This is a genomic window from Curtobacterium sp. MCBD17_013, from assembly GCF_003234565.1.
Lineage (GTDB): Bacteria > Actinomycetota > Actinomycetes > Actinomycetales > Microbacteriaceae > Curtobacterium.
Map to the genome: position 1 here is coordinate 365,474 of NZ_QKTU01000001.1, position 22,100 is coordinate 387,573.

A 22,100-nucleotide genomic window follows, 5' to 3' on the forward strand; every position below is an offset into this window, starting at 1 on the left:
AGAGAGGGCCCACCGTGCCAGTGCAGCGCATCGCCGACGTCGCCCGGCACGCGGGCGTGTCGACGAGCACCGTGTCGTACGTGCTCAGCGGGAACCGACCGATCTCCGCGGAGACCCGGCGGCGGGTCGAGGCGAGCATCGACGCACTCGGGTTCATCCCACACGCCGGCGCGCGGTCGATCCGACGGCGGCGCACCAACGTGGTCGCGCTCGCGCTCCCGCTCCGCCCGGAGTCGCAGGTGCGTGTGCAGATGGAGTTCGTCCTGAGCATCCTCAGCGCCGCCCGGCAGGAGGGCAAGCACGTGCTGCTCCTCAGCACCGAGGACGGGGTCCAGGCGATCCGCGAGGTGACCGCGGGCTCGCTCGTCGACGGCGTGATCCTCATGGAGGTCGAGACGGAGGACGCCCGCGTCGCCCTGCTCGAGCAGCTCGGGTTCCCGACCGTCGTGCTCGGCACCCCGGGGCCGCCGGTCACCCTGCCGTCGATCGACTTCGACTTCGCCGCTGCCGGGGCGCTCGAGGCGACGAACCTCATGGACCAGGGCCACCGCCACATCGGCTACGTCGGACACGCCGTCGAGACCTTCGACCGCGGCCTCGGGTTCGCGGTCACCGCGCGGGACGCCGTGCTGCGGACCGTGCGCGACGCGGGCGGCACCGCCACGTGGGTGTCGACCGGGGGCTCCCGGGCGGACGTCGCGGAGTCGCTCGAACGGCTCTTCGCGCTCGACCCGGACATCACCGGGCTCGTCGTCCACAACGAGACGGCGCTCCCGACCGTGCTCGACCGGCTCCGCGAGCTCGGGCGCCACGTGCCGCGGGACGTCTCCGTGACCGCTCTCGCGCCCGACGCCGATGCCGAGCACTGCGTGCCGCCCGTGTCGAACGTGGACCTGCCGTCGGGCGAGATGGCCCGGACGTCCTTCGCGATGTTGCTCGAGATCCTCGACGGGGGGACACCGGAGGCGTCGCGCATCCCGCCGACCCTGCAGCACCGGGGATCGGTGACGACGCCCCGTCGGTAGTGCTCGGCCGCAGCGTGTCGGAACGCCGTAGCGTGGGAGCATGCCGGACCTCCTGGTCGTCACCGGTCCACTCGCGGTCGGTAAGGACACGACCGCCGACGCCCTCGCTCGCCTGCTCCGCGCCCGGGGGCGGACCGTCGTGGTCGTCGACGTCGACGACGTGGCCGCGATGGTCGCCGGGGGAGCCGCCGACTCCGGACTCTGGGCCGCGGCGCACGAGGCCCACGGTGCCCTCGTCGCCTCCTGGATGCGCTCGGCGGTCGACGTCGTGATCGCCGTCGGCCCCGTGTTCTCGGCCGAGGAACGGGACGCCCTCACCCGACCGTTGCCACCAGGGGTCACGCCGACCTGGGTGGTCCTCGACGCGCCGGTGGAGGTCACGTTCGGTCGTGCCGCCGCCGATGCCACCCGAGGACGGTCCCGCGTGGCCGCGTTCCACCACGAGGCCCACCGGCGCTTCCGGGGGCTCCTGCCGTCGATCCCCGCGGACGTGCTGATCGACACCTCCGTGCGGCGACCAGACGACATCGCGGTCACGGTCCTCGCGCTGCTCGATCGACGCTGAACAGCTCCGGCGTCGCCCCTGGGAGCCGAGCAGACCCGGCCCGGCACGATGGACCGATGGCATCCACCACGGCGTCGCGCAACGTCCTCCGTGACGACACGATCGGCCTCCTGACCCGCGGCTACGGCTTCGGCGCGCACATCTGGCGGCGCGCGGACGCCGGGGCACGGTCGGTCCCCATGCGCCTGCTCGGGAACCGGGCACTGCTCGTCCGCGGGGCGGAGGGCGTCGCGGCGTTCTACGACGAACGCCTGGTCCGTCGCCACGGAGCGATGCCCGCCGTCGTCCGGCTGACCCTGTTCGGCCCGGGATCCGTGCACGGTCTCGACGGCGACGACCACCGGCACCGCAAGGCGACCTTCGTCGACGTCGCGTACGAGGACGCCCAGGTCGAGCGGCTCTCGCCCCTGTTCGACCGGGAGTGGCGGGCAGAACTCGCGGCGTGGATCGCCGGTGGTGAGCGGTCGGCGTACCGGGCCGCGGTCGGCGCGTACGGACGGGCGAGCATGCGGTGGGCGGGCCTCCCGGGCACGGACGAGGCGAGGACCCGGTGGGCCGCACGGCTCGCGCAGATCGTCGACGGCTTCGGCGTGCCGTACTCGCCCGAGTACCTGCTCGCGGTCCGGAACCGGCTGTGGTCGGACCGACACGCGCGGCGCCTCGTCGAGGCCGTCCGGAGCGGCCGACTCGACCCGGCTGCCGGCACGGCCCTGTACGAGTGGGCGTGGCACCGCGACCGCCAGGGCGCGCTGCTCCCGTCGCGCACCGCCGGCGTGGAGCTGCAGAACAGCTTCCGTCCGATGATCGCGGTCGCGCGGTTCGCCGCATTCGCCGCGGCGGCGCTGCACGACCGCCCGGACTGGCGGACGCGGATCGCCGACGAGACCGCGGCGCGCGGCTCGCTGGTCGGCGGTCCGCTCGCGACCGCGTTCGCGCAGGAGATCCGTCGGACGGCGCCGTTCGTGCCGATGCTCCCGGCGCGCGCCGTGCAGGACGTCGAGATCGACGGCGCGCGGGTGCCGGCGGGCGGTCGACTGGTGCTCGACATCCTCGGCACGGACACCGACGACCGCTCGTGGGAGCGGCCCGACGTGTTCGACCCGGAGCGGTTCGTCGGCGTCGACGACTACGAAGCGCTCCCCGCGTTCGTCCCGCACGGTGGCGCATCGGTGCCCGGTGGCCATCGCTGCCCCGGGGAGAAGCTCGCCATCGCCGGGCTCGCGGCGGCCGTCGCGGCGCTGAGCGATCCCCGCGTGACGGTCCTCGCCACCGGACTCGAGGTCGACCGCCGTCGCATGCCGACGAAGCCCCGGTCGGGCGTCCGGGTGCGGCCGAGCGGGATCGGTGCGCGCTGTCCCTTCCACTGATCCGGGCGGTGACCGTCCCGCGCACCGTTCCCAGTCGGTTCCCCGTATCCTGACGGTGGAAGCAATGGCGATTCCGGTAGAAGAGCCTGGTCGCCGTGGCGCGTCCCCGCGGTCAGGCGTGGCATTGAACCCCTGAGCGCATCGTGACCCACCATCGCATCGAATTCGTGACCCGTGACCGCACGGGCATCACCGCCGTCGTGACGTCGACCGGCGTCGTGGACGCCGACGCGGTCATCCGCAACATCCAGGCGGGACACTCCGGCTACTACGTCGAAGCGACCGATTGGCGGCGCGCACCGGTCCGGACCCTCTCGGTCCTCGGTGGGGCGTACCTGTTCGCGAACTGGGACGGCAGCAAGCGCAACAACCTCCACGACATCGCGGCGCGTGCACCCGCACGCGCCGTGGAGCCGGCGAAGCCCACCGAGTCGCGGTTCATGGTCGCGCTCGGCGCCGCTGTGTCGGTGCTCCTCGGACGACGCCGGACGGCGTACCGCCGCTGACGCCGGATCCGCCGTACGGTCGACATGCGCAGGTCGCGCACGGCAAGGAGGGACCCCCGATGGAACTCGTCTTCGTCCACGGCGCGCTCGTGCGCGACGGCTCGTGGTGGTGGGGCCCCACGGCGGAGCTGCTCCGCGAGCGCACCGGCGTCCGCAGCACGGCGGTCGCCCTGCCCTCGTGCGGTGAGACCGCGCCTGACGACGTGGCCGGGGGACTCGTCGCCGACGCCGCCGCGCTCCGCTGCGTGCTCGACGGCCTCGACGCGGCGATCGTCGTCGGCCACTCCTACGGTGGGACCGTCATCGCCGAGGCCGGGACCCACCCCGCCGTCGCCCACCTGGTGCTCGTGTCGTCGTACCTGCCCGACGTCGGCCAGACGCAGGGCGGCGTCATGAGCGGCGAACCGGACCCCGTCACGATCGCCGACGGCGGTGACGGGACCGTCCACCTGTCCGGCTACGACGCGGCGTCGTTCGGCGCCCGGTTCCTCCAGGACGCCGACGAGACGGTGCAACGCGAGGCGTGGGAGCGGCGGACGGCCCAGGCGGCCGCGGCCTTCGTCACACCGACGAGCACCGCCGGGTGGCAGGGCGTCGACTCGACGTACCTCGTCTGCCGGGAGGACCGGAGCACGACCGTCGCGTTGCAGCGGTCCCACGCCGCTCGCGCCACCCGCGCCGTGGATCTCCCGACCGGTCACCACCCGTTCCTGACCCGGCCCGACCTCGTCGTCGAGCAGCTGGAGGCCGTGCTGCACCGCGGCTGATCCGCGTCCGGTGGCGCGCAGGGAGGACCTGCGGCCACGGCGAGCGCCTACCCCGGCTGACGCCGTGGCGGCAGCACGGTGGCGACGGCGATGACCACCAACACGGCCGGCGCCGAGATCGCGACGACGCGGAATCCGTCCCCGCCGGCCTGACCGACGACGCCGCCCACGAACGACCCCAGCGCCATCGCGCCGGCGACGCACGCGCTCACCCAGGCCACCGCCTCGGTGAACACCGCGCCGTGGACCTCCTGGTGGAGCACCCGGTTGGTGGAGATCGTGAACGGTGTGATCGTGGCGCCCGCGAACAGTCCGAGGGGGAACAGCCAGCCGAGCCCGGGGGACAGCGCGAGCGCGCTCCAGAACACCGCGACGGCCGCGGAAGCCGCGAGCAGCAGGCGGAAGGGCGGGACCCGCGACGGCACGGCGCTCATGAGGACACCACCGGTCACGCTGCCGATCGAGTACGCGGTGAGCACGAGACCGGCGATCTGCGGGAGGCCCGCTTCCGTCGCCCACGCGACGACCGTGACGTCGTTGACCCCGAAGGTCAGACCCAGTGCCACGCTCGAGACCAACAACGCCATCACGCGCCGGGAGCGCCACGGGACGAACGCGCGCCGTGTCACGCTGACGCCCCCGGTCGGTCCGCGCCCGACCCCGCGCCGGAGCCACAGGCACCCCGCGGCGCCGAACAGGCCCGACGCCACCAGCCCTGCGGCCGGGTCCACCGCCGCCGAGACGAGGGCCGCGAGGGCCGGCCCGAAGACCCAGACGAGCTCGTCCGCGATCGCCTCGAGTGAGAACGCCAGGTGGATCCCGCTGCCGGCACCGACCATCGCCGTCCATCGCGCGCGGGTGAACGCCCCGGCCGGCACGATCGTCGCGCCGACGAGGAGCACCGCCACGGTGATGACCACCAGGGACTGGCGCGTGGTGCCGGCGACGACGAGGAGCACGACCGCGACCGGGTGCCCCACGGCGGCGACCAGGAGTGCTCCGCGCTGCCCACGACGGTCGGCGACGCGGCCGAACACCGGCCCGGTGAGTGCACTGGCGGCGATCGCCACCCCCGAGGCGAACCCGGCGTCGGCGAACGACCCGGTCACCGAGCGGACGAAGAACAGGACGCTGAAGCCGACGACGGCGAGCGGGATCCGCGCGACGAGTCCGGCGGCCGCGAGGTGCCGGCGATCCGTCGGCGCGAGGAGCGCGGACCAGCCCCGCAGCCCGGTCGTCGTCGACGCGTTCACGGTTCCCCTCGCTGTGCTCGGCACGCACGGCGTCGTGCGGACGCTCCTCAGCGTAGGGCACGCCGACGACCCGCCGCTCAGGCTCCGGCGTCGGCGAGCACGGCAACCGTCACTGTGCTCCGTCACGGAGCGCGCGGAGCACGGCACGGCTGATCGTCCGCTGACCCCGGTCGTCCGGGTGCAGGTCGTCGGTCGGCGAGATGCCGGGGCGCGACGCGAGGTCGCCGGGGAACGCGTCCGCGATGCTGACGTACGCCGAGCCGGTCGCCGCCGCGACCCGCTTCGCGACGTCCCGGTAGGCGGACCACGGCTCCCGCAGCTGCGCCTGCATGGAGGGACCGGGCGCGAACTCGCCGATCACCAGGACGGACGGCCTGGACGGCAACCGCCGCAGCGCCCGAACGAAGCGTTCGTAGTCCGGCAGCAACTGGTCCGCGGTCAGGCTCTTGGCGTCGTTGCCGCCCAGGGTGATCGTGACGAGGTCGGGAGCAGCACGCCGCATCGCCCCGAGGAACCCGGCCTCGTCCTTCGTGAACAGGCCGACGGTCGCGCCGGAGTGCGTCGCGTCGAGCAGGGTGACGCCCCGGTCGCGATCGCCGTCGTAGACGGTGAAGCCCTCGAGGTCGACCGTCCCGAGCGCCGAGACGGTCACGGTGTGCTTCCCGGCGGCCAGCCCGTCCACCTTCGTCATCGTGCCGGTGCTCGCGGCGCCGTCGGTGTCGACCTGCACGGGGGACGAGGAGTCCACCCGGTAGGTGAAGGACCCGGATCCGGGGTAGCGGGTCCACCAGATGTCGACGCCGGTCCCGGTGAACGTGTACGTGCGCGACGATCCGGGGAGCATGCGCACCGCGCGGTAGCCGAGGTCGGGAACGCTGTCGTCGAAGCTGGTCGACCCCGTGGTGGCGCTGGCCCAGTCGCCCCACGTCGAGTCCGGGCCGTACACGGCGAACTCGGCGGGCAGGTATCCCGCTCCTCCGGTGGCGCCCTCCGTCGGGTGCGCCTCGCGCAGGGCGGCGAGGGTCAGGTCGAGCCACCGGTCGGAGCGGGTGGAGGCGCCCTGCCCCTCGCTCAGGGAGTCCCCGACCGCCACCCACCGGGCCGGCGCGTGCGCCCGGTCCTCGACGGCGGCGTTCCACGTCGCCAACGGGTCGCGCGCGACGGCGGACGGAGTCGTGGGCTCGCCTCCGGATGCCCGGGTGGTCGCGGCGGTGCATCCCGTGAGCGTCAGCAGGATCGCGAGCACCAGGGCGGCGACGGGCGCGCCGGGTCGTCGCTCGAGCACAGGACCGGTCATGGGGTCATTGAATGCGGACCCGGGGTGATCGGTCAAGGAGCGTGTCGCGGGACCGGCAGGCGGTGAGCGGTCGTCCAACGGGCGGAGGTGGTGGCGCCGACCGGACGGCCGGCACCACCACGCGCGCGTCAGGCCGAGGCGGAGGCGACCGGCTCCGGTCGGCCGGGCACCGCCTCCCGGCCGACCACCGCGGCACCGTGCGGCTCGAGGTGCGTGCCGTGGACGTCGACCGACCGGTCGCCGTGGTTGAGCAGGAACAGGTGGGCGCCCCGCGCGACGGCCTCGACGCCCGCGGGCAGGTCGGCCACGACCGGCGCGATGCCCGTGTCCGCGAGCACCGCGTCGAGCACGGCCCGCAGGTCGTCCGGAGCGGTCGCGACGTACCAGGCCGTGCCGTCGCCGTGCGCGTTCCGCGTGATCGCCGGGAGGCCGTCGAGCGCCCCGCCGACGAACGTCGCCTCGATCTCAGCACCCGTCGGCCGGACGACCTCGCCCCACTCGCGGGCGGTGCCCGCCCCGAGACCGGCGATCTGGAGGGCCGGCACCGGGCCGCCGGTCGCCCACGGCTCGGCGGGTGGCACGAACTCCTCGATCCACAGGCCGAGGACGTCGCGGAGCGCACCGAGGTACCCGCCGAGGTGGACGTGGAGGTCCTGGTCGAGGATGCCGGACTGGTAGCCGACGACGAGGGTCCCACCGCCGTCGACGAACGCTGACAGGGTCCGCTGTGCCGCGTCGGGCAGCACGTGCAGCGCCGGGGCGATGACGACCCGGTAGGCGTCGAGGTCGCCGTCGGGTCGCACGAAGTCGACGAGCACGCCGCGATCCCAGAGCGAGCGGTACCACCGCGCGATGATCGGCAGGTACCGGAGCGACGCCGGCGTGGCCTCCTGCTCGAGTGCCCACCAGCTGTCCCAGTCGAGCACGATCGCGACGTCGGCGTCGAGGCGCGTGCCGACCACGTCGGCCAGGTCGGCGAGGTCGGCTCCGAGCTCGACGGTCTCGCGGAACACCCGCGTGTCCTCGCCGCCGTGGGGGACCATCGCCGAGTGGAACTTCTCGGCGCCCGCGCGCGACTGCCGCCACTGGAACTGCATGACGCCGTCCGCGCCACGGGCGACGGCCTGGAGCGACAGTGTGCGGTGCCAGCCGGGCGGGATCGCCGCGTTGTGCGTCCGCCAGTTCACCGCGCTCGTCGCCTGTTCCATGAGGATCCACGGGGCGCCGCCGCCGAGCGAGCGCATGAGGTCCCGGGTCATCGCCGCGGTCGCGGGCGCGGCGGGGTCCGCGGGGTCGACGTAGTGGTCGTCCGAGACGAAGTCGACCTCGCGAGCCCAGGCCCAGTAGTCCGAGGGCTTGTAGAACCCCATGAAGTTCGTCGTGATCGGGACGCCGGGCGTGACCTCGCGGAGGATCGCCGCCTCGGCCCGGTACACCCCGAGCCAGGCGTCGGACGAGAACCGGTCCCAGTCGAGCAGCTGCGTGGGATTGCGGAAGGTCGGAGCCGCGCGGGGCGGCATCACCTCGTCCCACGCGCCGTAGGCCTGCGACCAGAACGCGGTGCCCCACGCCTCGTTGAGCGCCGGGACGGAGCCGTAGCGTGCCGTCAACCAGGTGCGGAAGGCGGCAGCCGACGCGTCCGAGTAGTCGGCCGGCACGTGGCAGGCGAGCTCGTTGTTGACGTGCCACGCCTCGAGTGCCGGGTGGTCCCGGTACCGCTCGGCCAGCGCGCGCACGAGCCGGTCGGCGTACCGGCGGTAGACGGCGGAGCTGGGGGAGTACTGCTGGCGGCTCCCCACCGACAGTCGGACACCGTCCTCGGTGACCGGCAGGACCTCGGGGTACGCCAGCGTCAGCCACGGGGGCGGGGAGGCCGTCGCGGTGGCCAGGTCGACGCGGATGCCCCCGGCGTGCAGTCGGTCGAGCACGTCGTCGAGCCAGTCGAACGTGAACCGCCCGTCGGACGGTTCGAGCTTCGCCCACGAGAACACGCCGACCGTGGCGACGGTGACGCCCGCATGCTGCATGAGCCGCACGTCGTCGTCCCAGACCTCGCTCGACCACTGTTCCGGGTTGTAGTCCCCGCCGTACCAGATCCTGTCCATCGTCATCCCTTCACACCGCCGGTCGAGAGGCCGGACTGCCAGTACCGCTGCAGGAACAGGAACGCGATCACGAGCGGGATGATCGAGACGAACGCCCCGGTGATCACCGTCGAGAACAGCACCTGCGCGCCGCCACCGCCGGAGGCCGTCGCCTGCCACTGCGCGAGACCCACCGTCACCGGGAACAGCTTCGGCGTGCTGAGCATGATGAGCGGCAGGAAGTAGTTGTTCCACGTCGCGACGAGCTGGAACAGCAGGACCGTCACGATGCCCGGGCCCATGAGCCGGGTCGCGATCGTGAACAGGATGCGGAACTCGCCGGCGCCGTCGATCCGCGCGGCCTCGAGCAGGCTCTCGTCGACCGCGTCCGCGGCGTACACCCGCATCAGGTAGACGCCGAACGGGCTGACGAGCGAGGGCAGGATGACCGCCCACGGGGTGTCGGTGAGGTTCGCGGCGGCGAAGAGCAGGTAGGTCGGGATCGCCAGGGCGGTGAGCGGGACCATGATCGAGCCGAGGATGATCGAGAACACCGCCGTCGAGCCGCGGAACCGGTACTTCGCCAGGGCGTAGCCGGCCATGGTGGCCAGGGCGGCGGCACCGACCGAGCTGACCACCGCGTAGACGACCGTGTTGATCAGCCACCGCGTGAAGACGCCGTCCTGGAACTGGAACAGCTGCACGATGTTGTGGAAGAACTGGAACGAGTGCCCGAGTCCCAGCCCGAAGGTGGTGAACAGGTCGCTGTTGTCCTTGGTGGTCGACACCAGGAGCCACAGCAGCGGCACGAGGAAGTAGACGAGCGTGATCCACACGATCACGGTCAGGACGGTGCTCCGACGCTTGTCGCGCTCGACGGCCCGTCGGCCGGCGGACCGCCGCACGCGTGTGCCGTCCGAGACCACCTGGGCCTCGGTGGCGAGTGGGGTGGCGGTCATCCGAGCCGCTCCTTCCGGTTGATGCTCGTCTGCACGACGAACGAGACGATCATGATGATGATCCCGAGCAGGAACGCGATCGCCGCCGCGTAGTTGATCTCCTGGTTGCGGAACGCGATGTTGTAGGCGTACAGGTTCGGCGTGAAGTCCGTGCCGATCGCGTTCGGGGCGATGTTGAACAGCAGGTTCGGCTCGTTGAACAGCTGGAACGAGCCGATGATCGAGAAGATCACGGTGAGCAGCAGGGCCTGCCGGATGGCGGGCAGCTTGATGCTCCACGCCACCCGCCACTGGCCGGCGCCGTCGATCTCGGCCGCCTCGTAGATCTCGTTCGGCACGGAGCGCAGGGCCGCGTACAGGACGATCATGTTGTAGCCGATGAACTCCCAGCACACGATGTTCATCGTCGAGCCGAGCACGTTGTGCGCGCTGAGCAGGCTCGGTGCGGTGAGGTGCAGGGCGTGGAACAACTGCGTGATGAGCCCGAAGTCGTTGCCGTACAGGTAGCCCCACATCAGGGTCGCGACGACGCTCGGCACGGCGTACGGCACGAAGATGAGCAGGCGGACGATCTTGCCGCCACGGATCCGGCCGCTGTCGAGTGCGAGCGCGAAGAAGATCGAGGCCGCGAGCATGATCGGCACCTGTACGAACAGGAACAGGGCGACGCGGCCGAGGCCGCCCCAGAAGCTCGGGTCCTGCAGGGCGCGGACGTAGTTCGCCAGCCCGCTGAAGACCTCGCCGCCGACCAGCTGCGACGTGAACAGGCTGAGGTACGCCGAGTACACGAGCGGGACGATGAAGAACGCCGCGAACACGACGAGGAACGGGATCACGAGGATCCAGGCCGCGCGGGTCTGCGCGGAACGGATGTTGGTGGGGCCGCGGCGGGGAGCCGCGGTGCGCGCTCCCGTCCGGACCCGGGCCGGACGGGCGGCGCCGGTGGTCGCCGCGTCGCTGCGGCTGGGGATGGCGGTCATGTTGCTCCGATGAGAAGTGGGGGCGGAGCCTGGTGGCCCCGCCCCCGTCCGGTCACTTGACGGTGAAGCCCTGCTGCTTGGCGTAGCTCGTCACCTGGGACTGCCAGGTCGCGAGGGCCGCCGTGAGGTCACCGTGGTTGCTGATGGCCTTGCCGAGCGTGTTCGCGTAGCTCGAGTTCACGTAGTCCATGAACGGCAGCCACTCGAACTTCTTGTCGACGGTGTCGGAGACACCGGCGAAGAACTGGTTGACCTGCTGGCCGCCGTAGAACGCCGACTTCTGGCTGGTGAACGAGTCGTCGGTGAGCGTCGACGTCTTCGTCGGGAACAGGTACTGCTCGTTCGCGAGCTTGAGCGTCGACTGCTGGTCGTTGTTGATGAACTTGGCCAGCTCGTACGCCTGGATCGGGTGCTTCGTCGCCGCCATCACGGCGTCCGACGACCCACCCCAGTTCCCGGACACGTTCTGACCTGCCTGCCACTGCGGGATGTCCGCCGCCGCCCACTTGCCGCTCGTGTTCTTCGCGGTGCCCTGCAGGAACACCGGGCCCCACGCCGCGACGAGCCAGGACGCGTACTTGTCCCGCGACAGCCCCTGGTAGTAGTCGTCGGTGAAGTCCGGGTCCGTGGCCACCAGGTTCTTGTCGATGAGGTCCTGCCAGTACGACACGACCTGCTGGTCGGCCTTGGAGTCCAGGTCGATCCCGACCGTCTTCTTGCCGTCGTAGGAGAACGGCTTCGCGCCCTTCTGCCAGAAGAAGCTGATCATCTGGAACATGTCGTTGCCGGGCAGGTCCGTGATGTACGACCCGGTCTTCGACTTGACCTGCTGCGCGGCGGACGCGAAGGCCGACCACGTCTTCGGCGCGGCGACGCCCGCCTTGTCGAAGATGTCCTTGCGGTAGAGCGTGCCGAGGGGGCCGGAGTCCTGCGGGATGCCCCACACGCCGCCGTTCTGGTCGACCTGGTTCCAGACCCAGTCCGTGTACTCGTCCTCGAGCTTCGCCCCGCCGTACGGCGTCAGGTCGAGCAGGCTCTTCGTCTGGGTGAAGGACGGGATGTAGTCGTACTCCATCTGGGCGACGTCGGGGACGCCCTTGCCCGCCTTCAGGGCGGCGCGCACCTTGGGGTAGTGCTGCGAGCCCCCGGTCGTGTTGACGACGTTGACCTTGATCTTCGGGTACTTCTTCTCGAACAGGTTGACCTCGTTCTGGATGTCGGGGACCCAGGTCCAGAAGGTGAGGGTGGTCGGCGTGTTCATCGCCTTGTCGATGTCGGACTGGCTCACCGCCTTGGTGGACCCGCCGCTGGTGCTCGACGGGCTGCAACCGGTGAGTGCGAGCGTGATCGTGACGGCGATCGCTCCGAGTGCCAGCGCGGCGCTGCGTGGACGTCTCATGGTCTTCTTTCGGTGGAGGGAGGGACTACTCGATCGAGGAGCCCCGGACCTCGAGCACGACTGCTGCGCGTCGGTCGAGGGGTACGGGGTCGCCGGCGGCGTACTCGGCGCCGGAGACGAGGTCGACGGCGGCCGCCGGCGCGACGACCTGCGTCGGCTCGGCGGACCAGTTCGACACGAAGGCGAGGCGCCGGTCGCCGGCGGTGCCGGTCGACACGGTGACGGGGTCCGGGGCGGACCACGCCTGCTTCGCCGTGGTGGGCACGAGCCAACGGGCGATGCTCCGCCCGAGCGCGTGGTCCGGGACCGTGCCCAGGTAGGACACCCGGCCGCGACCGGTCGTGCGGGTGGTGAGCGCGGCCTCCAGACCGAACTCGGTCGGGGCGTACGACACGACCACCTCGGCGTCGTCGACCTGCAGGAAGTCGACCCACTCGGTGGCGGCGGCACCCGGCTCGAGCGTCATTGCGTCGGACGCGGCGGTGACCGCGAGCGGCGCGCCGAGGTTGCTGTACTCGTCGTAGTGCACGCCCGCCGGCCCCGCGAGCACGTCGGGGGCGACCGCCAGCCGGGCCCGCGCGAGCTCGTCACCGTAGCCGGTGCGGATGCCGACGACCAGGTGCCCGCCGGCCTCGGCGTAGTCCCGCATGTGCTCGAGCACGGCCGTCTCGGCGACGTACACCGCGGGTGCGACGAGCACCGGGAACCGCGCGACGAGTTCCTCGACGGGGGTGTCGAGGAACCGGCGGACGTGCTGGACCCGCACCTGCGCGCCGGCCTCGAACAGTCCGCGGTAGTGGGCGTCGAAGATGCGGGAGTACGCGTGCTCGTCGGGGCTGCCGTCCGCCTTCGCGAGCGGCCCGTAGAACGAGAACGCCCACTTCGTGTCCGTGCTGTAGAGCAGCAGGACGTCGGCGTCGGGCACGTGCTCGTCGAGCGCGGACCCGATCGCCCCGAGCGCGGCACCGAGCTCGGAGACCTCGCGGTAGATGCGGCCGCCGACCTGGCTGTGCGGGATGACGCCGCCCCAGTAGGTCTCGACGCCGAAGTGCAGGGTGTGCCAGTGCCAGTACTCGATCATCCGGCCACCGCGGGCGAGCAGGGCGAACGCGGCCTGCTTGATCTGCCCGGGGTACGGCGGGTGGTTCTGCCACGACCCGCCGATGGACTGCGCGTTCGTCTCGGTGACCAGGTACTGCGTGTCCGCCGAGGACCAGGCGCGGTCGCCCCACTCGAACAGCGCCCACACGCCGGTGTGCCACCACTCGGCCTCGCGCTGGACCTCCGCGTGCCAGTCGAGGCCGTCCTGCATCTTGTAGTACGGGTTGCCCGCGACGACGTCGAGGGACGCGACGAGCTCGTCGTCGGACACCTGCGGGCGGGAGTACGAGATGCACGTCGTGACGAACTGGTCGTCGCGGGCGTACTCGCGCACCAGGTCGGCCTGCCAGGCGATGAGGTCCGTGGCGAGTGTCGACTGGAACCGGCGCCACTCGAGCTGGTATTGCGGCATCGCGTTGCCGTCGGGCCGCCAGAGGTCGGCCCAGTCGCTGAGTCGGTGTGACCAGTAGACGAGACCCCACTCGCGGTTGAGGTCCTCGACGGTGCCGTAGCGGTCCTCGAGCCAGCCGACGAACCGCTGGAAGGTGTGCTCGTTGTGGGGGAGCTGCATGCCCGGCTCGTTGTCGACCTGGTAGCCGATGACCGCGGGGTGGTCGGCGTACCGGGCGACGACCTTGCGGGCGATGCGCTCGGCGTAGAACCGGTAGGCGGGGTGGGACTGGTCCATCTCCTGCCGGGCGCCCCAGCCGTTGCGGTGGCCCGTCGACGGCTCGGCGGCGATCTCCGGGTGCAGGCGCTGGAGCCACGGTGGCACGGCGTACGTCGGCGTGCCGAGGACGACGCCGATGCCGCGCTCGTGGGCCCCGTCGAGGACCGGCTGCAGCCAGTCCAGGTCGAACACGCCCTCGCGGGGCTCCCAGGTCGACCACACGGACTCGCCGACGCGGATGACCGTGAAACCGGCGTCGCGCATGCGGTCGAGATCGGCGTCGAGGGTGCCAGCGGGCTGGTACTCGGCGTAGTAGGCGGCGCCGAAGAGCACGCCACTGAACCGGGGGGAAGTCGTCATCGTTGACCTTCGCTCTGCGGATGTTGTCGATAACATCCGTCGGTGGCGATGACAGTAACCGCATCCGGGCGGATCGCGCAAGCACCCGTTCCGCTCGCGTCGCCGCGCGTGGCCGGGAGGCGGTGCTCCGCTCCGTCAGATCCGGCGCGTCGACGCGCGGACCGCGGCCCGCACGGGGTTCGGCGGGGTCACGGGCGCGTCCGGCGCGGCCCCGGGCAGCCCAGCCAGGAGCTTCTCGATGAGGTACCGGCCCTCACCGGCGAAGTCGACCGTGACGGTGGTCAGTGCGGGGACGAGGTACCGTGCCTCGTCGAGGTCGTCGCCGCCCATGACGCTGAGGTCGGCGGGCACCACGACCCCGTCGGCGGCGGCCGCCGAGAGGAGCCCGATCGCCATGCTGTCGTTGCCCGTCGCGATCGCCGTGACGGAGCGTTCCTCGGCGGTCAACCGTCGCCACGCCGCGTGCCCGGAGCCGGCGGACCAGTCGCCGGCGTGCTGCCAGACGAGTTCGCCGCCGCCCTGCCGGAAGCACCGGGCGAAGCCCTCCGACCGCTCGACCGCGGCGATCCAGTCGACCGGGCCGCTGAGGTAGCCGACGCGCCGGTGCCCGAGCTCGAGCAGGTGCTCGGCGGCGAGGCGGCCGGCTTCCTCGCTGACGGTCGGGCCACCCGGGAACGACTCGATGCGCGAGTCGATGACCACCGGGACGCTCGCGGCGTGGCTCTGGATGCGTTCGAGCATCAGCTCGGTCTGTGCCGTCGCCAGGATCCCCACCACCTGGTGCCCGGTCGCCACGGCCAGGGCCTCGTCGATCGCGTCGCGGTCGAGGTCCGCCGTGATCACCACGTCGAGCACGTACCCGCGCTCCTGCGCCGTCTGCGTCGCCCCGGCGAGCATGCGGGCCGGCCCCGTGTAGTCGATGTGGTGGGCGAGCACCGCGATCCGGTTCGAGCGGCGGGCGCGGAGCAACCGAGCGGCGGAGTTCGGCCGGTACTGCAGCTCGTCGAGCGCTGTCTTGACCTTCGTGCGCGTCTCCGGCCGGATGCCCTCGAAGCCCGACAGGTAGCGGCTCACGGTCTGGTGCGACACGCCCGCGAGCCGTGCGACGTCGTAGATCGTCGGGGCCTTCATCGGGGTGCCGTCTGCCGCATGGGGACAGGGTAATGGCCCGCGTCCGATCCCCGGCGCGCGTCCGAGCGGGCGGGTCACCCGGTCGAGACCATCGACGACCGTTGCCGTCGAGCTCGCGGGACCCCTCAGTTGATCACGTGGCGAGCGTGACGGACGGGAGGCGGACCTCCCGTCCGTCACGTCGTCGCCGGTGACGGCGGGTGCTGGGGCGTCAGGCCGCCGCGGCCCGCCGCGTCGCCAGGGTGCGGCCGTGCTCCCGGGCGCGCTCCTCGGCGGCCGCGCGGAGCTGGTCGGCGAGCTCGGTGAACTGGTCGAGCGCGGGGTTGACGCCGACGAGCGTGAACTCGCGCGTGACGACCTCGAGGTCGAGCTGCCAGACGTCCTCCAGGATGCGGCGCATCCACGCCGTCGCGTGGTCCCAGCCCTCGCGCGGCGTGCCGGCGGCGTAGTTCCCGCCCTGCACGGTCACGAGCACGGCGGGCTTGCCGGCGGTGACCGGGGTCTGGCCGGGCGCCATCCGCGGGTCCGTGATGACGAGGTCCACGTAGGTCTTGAAGTGCTGCGAGACGCCGAAGTTGTACAGCGGGACGGCGAACAGCAGGGCGTCCGCGTCGGCGAGCTCGTCGGTCAGGGTCGCGGCGAGTTCGACCGCGGTGCGCTGCTCGGGGGTGCGTGCGTCCTCCGGTGTCATGGACGCGGCGACGGCACTCGCCCAGCTGTCGGCAGGGATCGGGTCGACGCCCAGGTGACGGCGGATGACCTCGGCTGCCGGGTCACCGGCCGTCCACTCCTGCTCGACGATGTCGGCGAGGGCACGACTGGTGGATCCTTCGACTCGGATGCTGGCGTCGAGACGGAACAGGGACATGGGACTCCTCCTGGTCGGCAGCGGGGCACGTCGCCCTCGGTTACTGCACGTAACGGGTGTACCCTGCTGAGGTCGGTCACTGCAAACGACCCTCTGTTACCGCGGAGTGACCGACCCCGTCGCTTCGGCCCCCACGTGCCCGTGCAGGCCGCCCGGATGCAGGCGCCGAGGCCGCCCGACCACACAGCAGGAGGACCACCGTGACCGACACCCGGGACGCCGCACTCGAGCAGGACCGGATCATGCGGTCGCTGCCCACGATGAGCCGGCTCTGCACCGAGCACGACCCGGAGGTGTTCCGGTCCCTCCTCGCCCGGATCGGCGACAAGTGGACGCTCCTCGTCATCGGCGTGCTCGGCGAACGTCCGCACCGGTTCACGGAACTGGCCGACGTCATCCCGAGCATCTCACGGCGCATGCTCACGGTCACGCTCCGGGCGCTCGAGCGCGACGGTCTCGTCCAGCGCGAGGTGTTCGCCGAGGTGCCGCCACGCGTCGTGTACGACCTCACCGCGCTCGGCCGGTCGCTGCAGACGGTCGTGCTGACGCTCGGGGAATGGGTCCGCGAACACCAGGACGTCATCGTCGCGCAGCGCCGGACGTTCGACGAGCGCACCGCCGCCACCGACTGACACCGCGGCGGCAATCTCCGAGGTCACTGGGATGTTCGTCCCGGCCCGTGCCCCCGCCTCGGGGTCGGCCTACCGTCTGGCCTGCACAGCAACCGTGGAACGCAAGGAGCAGGCATGAGCCAGATCATCGAGACCATCGACGTCGACGTCCCCGTCTCCGTCGCTTACAACCAGTGGACCCAGTTCGAGGAGTTCCCGAAGTTCCTCGACGAGGTCGAGTCGATCACGCAGGCGACCCCGACCCTCACCGAGTGGAAGATCAAGGTCGGTCCGGTCGAGCGCACCTTCGAGGCGAACATCACGGAGCAGCACCCCGACGAGCGCGTCGCCTGGAACAGCACCGGCGGCGAGATGGACCACGCGGGCGTCGTGACGTTCCACAAGCTCTCGGACACGACCACGCGCGTCACCGTGCAGCTCGACTGGGAGCCCACCGGTCTCCTCGAGAAGGTCGGCGGCGCGGTCGGCGCCGGCGGCCACGCGGTCAAGAAGGACCTGAAGAACTTCAAGGAGTACATCGAGTCGAAGGGCGCGCCGGACGGCGCCTGGCGCGGCGACGTGCAGGCCTGACGATCCTCCCGCCCGACGCCCGGCCGCAGCAGCGGTCGGGCGTCGCGCGCGTCCGGGTGCCGCTCGCCAGGGAGCACGTCGCCCGGGTCACCGGCCGAGTGCGGCCAGCTCCGCCCGGTTCGCCGCGCCGGCCTTGCGGAGCAGGTTCGACACGTGGAACTTCACCGTGTTCTCACTGATGCCGAGCTCGCGGGCGATCGACCGGTTGCGAGCGCCGGATGCCACGAGTCGCAGGACCTCGCGCTCCCGCCGGCTCAGGGCCACGACCGCGTCGAGCGGCTCCGGCTCCGCGGGCGGGTCGAGGGGGAGCACCACGGACAGCTCCGAGCCCCAGCCCGCCGTCGAGGACACCGCGAAGCGACCGTCCAGTGCCGTCACCCGCTCTGCGATGGGGCGGAGTACGTCGTCGTGCTCCGTCAGCGTCCCGGCACCGTCGTCGCGGATGTCGACGAGCAGGTTCCGTCCGTCGCAGTCCCACTGGATCCGCACGCGGTGGGACTCGCCCGCGTCGACGAGCGCGAGCACAGCACTGCGGACGATGGCCCGCGCCGCGTGCGCGACCTCACCCGGGAGCGCCCGACCGGTCGCGGGCGGTTCGACGAACTGCACGGACAGGTCACCGAACCGCACCAGCGGCCGCAGGTCGGTCTGGAGGCGCGCGAAGGCCCCGACGACCGGCTCCAGCACGCGGTTCCGCTGATCGTCCGTCGCCGTGCGGATCGCCACCAGGGCGTTCGCGGCGATCTCGGTCGCGACGGTCCTGGCCGCGCGGTCGTCGAGCCGCTCGGAGCGGAGCACCGCCAGCAAGGACTCGAGCGTCACGCCGTGCTGGTCCACGAGCTCGGAGAGGTCGCGGCCGGCGCGGGTCGCGGCGGCGCGAGTGGCGACCACGAGCGTGTCGGCACCGGTCTCGGCGTCGGGGTCGGCGTCCTGGTCGGTGACGGGCATGGGCCGACCCTACCCGGACCTGCCGGACCCACTCGTTCGGGTAGGCGGACCCGTGCGCCGGGGGAGTGACCCATCCGGCCCCGGGCGAGGAGCATCGTGGTGATGACGGACACCACCACGCCGGCCGGCGCCCTCCACGCCATCTCCGACGAACTCCGCGCCGCCGCGGACGCCGTCGTCACGACCGCCGACGCGGACGCCGCTGCCGGCGCCGGGCTCGACGCCGTCGCGGCGCTCCTCGACGGCGCCGACCGCGTGTTCGTCCACGGCGCGGGCCGGTCGGGGCTCGCCCTCCGCATGACGGCGATGCGACTCATGCACCTCGGTCGGACGGTCCACGTCGTGGGCGACGTCACGACGCCCGCGATCCGGTCCGGTGACGTCCTGCTCACCGCCAGTGGCTCGGGCACCACCACGGGCATCGTCCGCGCCGCCACCACCGCTCGCGAGGTCGGGGCCCGGGTCGCGGTGATCACCACGGCCGGGGCGTCCCCGCTCGCCGACCTCGCCGACGCCGTCGTCCTGGTGCCGGCTCCCGAGAAGCAGGCGCACGGCAACGGCGCCTCGATCCAGTACGCGGGCGGCCTCTTCGAGCAGGTCGTCGTGCTCGTCGGGGACGCCCTCTTCCACGCGGCGTGGCAGCGCTCCGGGATCCCGGCCGCGGATCTCTGGCCCCGGCACGCCAACCTCGAATGACCCTCCCGCCGACCACCCGCACCCACCCCACGGACCACCAGAGAAGAGGAACCACCATGCAGCTCCAGGTCGCCATGGACGTGCTGACCACCGAGGACGCGCTCGCGCTCGCCGGCAAGGTCGCCCCGCACGTCGACATCATCGAACTCGGGACGCCGCTCATCAAGAGCGCCGGGCTCGCGGCCATCACCGCGGTGAAGGAGGCGCATCCCGACAAGACGGTGTTCGCCGACCTCAAGACGATGGACGCCGGCGAACTCGAGGCGGACATCGCCTTCCAGGCCGGCGCCGACCTCGTCACCGTCCTCGGTGTCGCGGGTGACAGCACCATCACCGGCGCCGTCGCCGCCGCGACGAAGCACGGCAAGGGGGTCGTCGCCGACCTCATCGGCGTGCCCGACAAGGCCGCACGAGCCAAGGAGGTCGTCGCGCTCGGCGTGACGTTCGTCGAGATGCACGCCGGCCTCGACGAGCAGGCCGAGCCGGGCTTCACGTTCGACACCCTGCTCGACGACGGCAAGGCCGGAGGCGTGCCGTTCTCGGTCGCGGGCGGCGTCTCCACGGACACGATCGGTGCCGTGCAGGACGCGGGCGCCACCGTCGCGGTCGCCGGCGGGGCGATCTACTCGGCCGACGACCCTGCCGCGGCTGCTGCCGCCCTGCGCGCCGCCATCCACTGAGCGCCGCGCGGACCGCGCTCGGAACGGACACGAGGACCCGCCGCCCCATCGGGCGGCGGGTCCTCATGTCGGTTCCCCGGCCGGCAGGCCCGGCCAGCGCGCCGCGCGGGGGCCGTGAACCGCTGGACGGTCAGCCTCGATCAGACGTCGACGTCGCTGCCCATCGTCACGGTGCTGTTCGAGGGGAGGCCGAAGCGTGCGCTCGGGTTGGCGGCGTTCTGCGCGAGCGCCACGAACAGCTTCTTGCGCCAGCGCATCATGCCCCGGCCGTGGCCGGTCCGGAGTGCACCGCGCGAGACGAAGTACGAGGCGCGCTCCACGGCGTCCGGGTCGAGCGAGAGCACGTCGGCGACGCACGCTCGACGGAGTGCGACCGGGAGGTTCGGCTCGTCGGAGAACCCGAACTTGATCGTCAGGTGCTCGATGCCGTCGTCGGAGTAGCCGAGGTCGTCGAACGTGTAGGCCTTCGACGCAGGCACGTGCGGGACGTTCGCGGTCTGCACCGAGACGATGAGCACGTGGTGGTGGAGCACGTGGTTGTGCTCGAAGTTCGCGCGGAGCGCCAACGGCGTCGTGTCCTTGTTCGGGTGCGGGAACACGGCGATCCCGTCGACCCGCGGGGGGTCCTCGGACCGGACGCGGTCGATGAAGTCCGCGAGCGAGCCCTCCTTCTGGTTCCGCTCGTCCGTCACGAGCTGCCGCCCGCGACGCCAGGTCGTCATGACGGTGATGACGGCGGCGGCGATGAGGAGCGGCACCCACCCGCCGTGGAGGACCTTCGACAGGTTCGCGGCGAGGAACGTCAGCTCGAGACCGCCGAAGACGACCGCGGCCAGGACGATCTGCCAGCGATGCCAGTTGAACAGCGGCCGGGCGACGATGAGCAGGAGCACCGAGTCGACGACGAGCGCGCCGGTCACCGACACCCCGTACGCCGTGGCCAGGCGCTCCGACGACCGGAACGCGAGCATCACGGCGATGACGCCGACGAACAGCAGCGCGTTCACGGCGGGCAGGTAGATCTGGCCGCCCTCGCGCTCGGAGGTCTGCCGGACGGTCAGCGGCGGGAGCAGACCGAGCTGCATCGCCTGACGCGAGAGCGAGAACGCACCGGAGATGACCGCCTGGCTCGCGATGACGGTCGCTGCGGTCGCGAGCACGACCACCGGGATCCGCGCCCAGTCCGGGAACAGCAGGAAGAACGGGTTCTGGCGTGCGGTCGGGTCGCGCAGGATGAGCGAGGCCTGGCCGAGGTAGTTCAGCGTCAGCGCCGGGAACACGACGAAGAACCACGCGCGGCGGATCGGCGGCGCCCCGAAGTGCCCCATGTCCGCGTAGAGCGCCTCGGCACCGGTGATGACGAGGACCACCGCACCCATCGCGACGAAGGTGATGGTCGGGTGGGCGAACACGAAGGCGAACGCGTACGTGGGGGACAGGCCGATGAGCACCGAGGGGTCACGCACGATCATGCCGACGCCCGCGACCGCGAGGACGAGGAACCAGAGCAACATGATCGGCCCGAACAGCGTGCCGACACGGCCGGTGCCGAAGCGCTGCACGGCGAACAGCCCGGCGAGGATCACCCCGGCGATCGGGACGACGAGGTGTGCGACGCCCGGGGCGGCCACCTCGAGTCCCTCGACCGCGGACAGCACGCTCACCGCCGGGGTGATGATGGAGTCGCCGTAGAACAGGGCGACGCCGATGATCCCGATGAGGATGAAGACCCCCACCCGGCCGGAGCGCTTGGCGAACAGCCGACGAGCGAGCGCGGCGAGGGCCATGACGCCGCCTTCGCCGTTGTTGTCGGCACGCATGAGGATCGTCACGTACTTGATCGAGACGACGACCGTCACGCTCCAGAACATGACCGAGATCACGCCGTAGACGTCGTCCGGGGTGGGGCGGACCGCCCCGTTGTCGATCGTGAACACCGTGCGGAGTGCGTAGAGCGGGCTCGTGCCGATGTCGCCGAAGACGACGCCGAGTGCCGTCAGGGCCAACGCGGCGAGACCGCGTCCGCCGTGTCCGCCCGATGTCGTCTCGGTGCTCTCGGTGCTCTCGGGTGCGGACGTGCGGGTGTCTGTCACCGACCGTCGCTCCTGTTCCTGGGTCGTGGGGGGTCCATCGTGGCGACGGACCGCCGCTCATCCTCTCACCGGTCGGGGTGCGCGTCCGCCGCGTACGACGATCGCCCAGCCCGTGTCCGCTGACGGCGGACCATCGAGCGGTCGTCCCG

General features: G+C 71.9%; 20 protein-coding genes. 9 read left to right on the forward strand and 11 right to left on the reverse strand.

Annotated features, from left to right (window positions below; translation table 11 throughout):
• Positions 1–14: 14 nt before the first annotated feature.
• From DEI81_RS01610 to DEI81_RS01630, 5 genes are all read left to right on the forward strand, one after another.
• On the forward strand, positions 15–1,025 hold the full coding sequence (locus DEI81_RS01610; RefSeq protein WP_111008739.1) for a LacI family DNA-binding transcriptional regulator: 1,011 nt from the start codon (positions 15–17) through the stop codon (positions 1,023–1,025).
• A gap of 40 nt (positions 1,026–1,065) precedes the next feature.
• Positions 1,066–1,590: an AAA family ATPase gene (locus DEI81_RS01615; protein WP_111008740.1), complete on the forward strand. Its 525-nt coding sequence runs from the start codon at positions 1,066–1,068 to the stop codon at positions 1,588–1,590.
• A gap of 56 nt (positions 1,591–1,646) precedes the next feature.
• Entirely contained in the window at positions 1,647–2,957 is a 1,311-nt protein-coding gene (locus DEI81_RS01620; RefSeq protein ID WP_111008741.1) for a cytochrome P450, read from the forward strand.
• A gap of 167 nt (positions 2,958–3,124) precedes the next feature.
• Positions 3,125–3,463 (forward strand): hypothetical protein, encoded by a 339-nt coding sequence (locus DEI81_RS01625; protein WP_111008742.1) that lies wholly within the window; start codon positions 3,125–3,127, stop codon positions 3,461–3,463.
• Positions 3,464–3,522: 59 nt separating this feature from the next.
• Entirely contained in the window at positions 3,523–4,230 is a 708-nt protein-coding gene (locus tag DEI81_RS01630; RefSeq protein ID WP_111008743.1) for an alpha/beta hydrolase, read from the forward strand.
• 47 nt (positions 4,231–4,277) lie between these two features.
• On the opposite strand, the gene DEI81_RS01635 is transcribed toward DEI81_RS01630, so the two are convergent.
• The 9 genes from DEI81_RS01635 to DEI81_RS01675 form a co-directional block, all read right to left on the reverse strand.
• Positions 4,278–5,483 carry an MFS transporter gene (locus tag DEI81_RS01635; RefSeq protein ID WP_111008744.1) on the reverse strand — a complete coding sequence of 402 codons (1,206 nt, stop codon included), beginning with the start codon at positions 5,481–5,483 and terminating at the stop codon, positions 4,278–4,280.
• 109 nt (positions 5,484–5,592) lie between these two features.
• Positions 5,593–6,780: a GDSL-type esterase/lipase family protein gene (locus DEI81_RS01640; RefSeq protein ID WP_111008745.1), complete on the reverse strand. Its 1,188-nt coding sequence runs from the start codon at positions 6,778–6,780 to the stop codon at positions 5,593–5,595.
• Positions 6,781–6,908: 128 nt separating this feature from the next.
• Positions 6,909–8,885 carry a beta-galactosidase gene (locus tag DEI81_RS01645; protein WP_111008746.1) on the reverse strand — a complete coding sequence of 659 codons (1,977 nt, stop codon included), beginning with the start codon at positions 8,883–8,885 and terminating at the stop codon, positions 6,909–6,911.
• Positions 8,886–8,887: 2 nt separating this feature from the next.
• The gene (locus tag DEI81_RS01650; protein ID WP_111008747.1) at positions 8,888–9,823 is read right to left on the reverse strand and encodes a carbohydrate ABC transporter permease; all 936 of its coding nucleotides are present in this window, start codon (positions 9,821–9,823) and stop codon (positions 8,888–8,890) included.
• Positions 9,820–10,803: a carbohydrate ABC transporter permease gene (locus DEI81_RS01655; protein WP_111008748.1), complete on the reverse strand. Its 984-nt coding sequence runs from the start codon at positions 10,801–10,803 to the stop codon at positions 9,820–9,822. The genes DEI81_RS01650 and DEI81_RS01655 overlap by 4 nt, the downstream gene beginning before the upstream one ends.
• Positions 10,804–10,855: 52 nt before the next feature.
• Entirely contained in the window at positions 10,856–12,202 is a 1,347-nt protein-coding gene (locus tag DEI81_RS01660; RefSeq protein ID WP_258368426.1) for an ABC transporter substrate-binding protein, read from the reverse strand.
• Between the two features lie 25 nt (positions 12,203–12,227).
• Positions 12,228–14,333, reverse strand: coding sequence for a beta-galactosidase (locus DEI81_RS01665; RefSeq protein ID WP_111008749.1), 2,106 nt, complete (start codon positions 14,331–14,333; stop codon positions 12,228–12,230).
• A 135-nt stretch (positions 14,334–14,468) separates the two neighbouring features.
• Positions 14,469–15,464, reverse strand: a complete 996-nt coding sequence (locus DEI81_RS01670; protein ID WP_111008750.1) for a LacI family DNA-binding transcriptional regulator — start codon at positions 15,462–15,464, stop codon at positions 14,469–14,471.
• A gap of 211 nt (positions 15,465–15,675) precedes the next feature.
• Positions 15,676–16,332, reverse strand: coding sequence for an FMN-dependent NADH-azoreductase (locus DEI81_RS01675; RefSeq protein ID WP_111008751.1), 657 nt, complete (start codon positions 16,330–16,332; stop codon positions 15,676–15,678).
• A 200-nt stretch (positions 16,333–16,532) separates the two neighbouring features.
• On the opposite strand from DEI81_RS01675, the gene DEI81_RS01680 reads away from it, so the two are divergent.
• Both DEI81_RS01680 and DEI81_RS01685 read left to right on the forward strand, forming a co-directional pair.
• Positions 16,533–16,964, forward strand: coding sequence for a helix-turn-helix domain-containing protein (locus DEI81_RS01680; RefSeq protein ID WP_309146660.1), 432 nt, complete (start codon positions 16,533–16,535; stop codon positions 16,962–16,964).
• A 114-nt stretch (positions 16,965–17,078) separates the two neighbouring features.
• Entirely contained in the window at positions 17,079–17,534 is a 456-nt protein-coding gene (locus tag DEI81_RS01685) for an SRPBCC family protein (protein ID WP_111008752.1), read from the forward strand.
• Between the two features lie 87 nt (positions 17,535–17,621).
• On the opposite strand, the gene DEI81_RS01690 is transcribed toward DEI81_RS01685, so the two are convergent.
• Entirely contained in the window at positions 17,622–18,482 is an 861-nt protein-coding gene (locus DEI81_RS01690) for a LuxR C-terminal-related transcriptional regulator (RefSeq protein WP_111008753.1), read from the reverse strand.
• 102 nt (positions 18,483–18,584) lie between these two features.
• Here DEI81_RS01690 and hxlB point away from each other — a divergent pair, with 102 nt between their 5' ends.
• Both hxlB and hxlA read left to right on the forward strand, forming a co-directional pair.
• The gene (hxlB, locus tag DEI81_RS01695) at positions 18,585–19,178 is read left to right on the forward strand and encodes a 6-phospho-3-hexuloisomerase (RefSeq protein ID WP_111008754.1); all 594 of its coding nucleotides are present in this window, start codon (positions 18,585–18,587) and stop codon (positions 19,176–19,178) included.
• 56 nt (positions 19,179–19,234) lie between these two features.
• A complete protein-coding gene (hxlA, locus tag DEI81_RS01700) occupies positions 19,235–19,858 on the forward strand; it encodes a 3-hexulose-6-phosphate synthase (protein WP_111008755.1) in 624 nt (207 codons plus the stop codon).
• Positions 19,859–19,998: 140 nt separating this feature from the next.
• Here the strand turns inward: hxlA and DEI81_RS01705 are convergent, their stop codons facing one another.
• The gene (locus DEI81_RS01705; RefSeq protein ID WP_111008756.1) at positions 19,999–21,951 is read right to left on the reverse strand and encodes a potassium transporter Kup; all 1,953 of its coding nucleotides are present in this window, start codon (positions 21,949–21,951) and stop codon (positions 19,999–20,001) included.
• Between the last annotated feature and the right edge of the window lie 149 nt (positions 21,952–22,100).

Bases quoted from the DNA above. Each gene is read 5' to 3' on its own strand.
- DEI81_RS01650 (WP_111008747.1), bottom strand. From the start codon at position 9,823: ATGACCGCCACCCCACTCGCCACCGAGGCCCAGGTGGTCTCGGACGGC.
- DEI81_RS01685 (WP_111008752.1), top strand. From the start codon at position 17,079: ATGAGCCAGATCATCGAGACCATCGACGTCGACGTCCCCGTCTCCGTC.
- DEI81_RS01675 (WP_111008751.1), bottom strand. From the start codon at position 16,332: ATGTCCCTGTTCCGTCTCGACGCCAGCATCCGAGTCGAAGGATCCACC.
- hxlB (WP_111008754.1), top strand. From the start codon at position 18,585: ATGACGGACACCACCACGCCGGCCGGCGCCCTCCACGCCATCTCCGAC.
- DEI81_RS01620 (WP_111008741.1), top strand. From the start codon at position 1,647: ATGGCATCCACCACGGCGTCGCGCAACGTCCTCCGTGACGACACGATC.
- DEI81_RS01670 (WP_111008750.1), bottom strand. From the start codon at position 15,464: ATGAAGGCCCCGACGATCTACGACGTCGCACGGCTCGCGGGCGTGTCG.
- DEI81_RS01655 (WP_111008748.1), bottom strand. From the start codon at position 10,803: ATGACCGCCATCCCCAGCCGCAGCGACGCGGCGACCACCGGCGCCGCC.
- DEI81_RS01630 (WP_111008743.1), top strand. From the start codon at position 3,523: ATGGAACTCGTCTTCGTCCACGGCGCGCTCGTGCGCGACGGCTCGTGG.
- hxlA (WP_111008755.1), top strand. From the start codon at position 19,235: ATGCAGCTCCAGGTCGCCATGGACGTGCTGACCACCGAGGACGCGCTC.
- DEI81_RS01690 (WP_111008753.1), bottom strand. From the start codon at position 18,482: ATGCCCGTCACCGACCAGGACGCCGACCCCGACGCCGAGACCGGTGCC.
- DEI81_RS01660 (WP_258368426.1), bottom strand. From the start codon at position 12,202: ATGAGACGTCCACGCAGCGCCGCGCTGGCACTCGGAGCGATCGCCGTC.
- DEI81_RS01645 (WP_111008746.1), bottom strand. From the start codon at position 8,885: ATGGACAGGATCTGGTACGGCGGGGACTACAACCCGGAACAGTGGTCG.
- DEI81_RS01615 (WP_111008740.1), top strand. From the start codon at position 1,066: ATGCCGGACCTCCTGGTCGTCACCGGTCCACTCGCGGTCGGTAAGGAC.
- DEI81_RS01665 (WP_111008749.1), bottom strand. From the start codon at position 14,333: ATGACGACTTCCCCCCGGTTCAGTGGCGTGCTCTTCGGCGCCGCCTAC.
- DEI81_RS01640 (WP_111008745.1), bottom strand. From the start codon at position 6,780: ATGACCGGTCCTGTGCTCGAGCGACGACCCGGCGCGCCCGTCGCCGCC.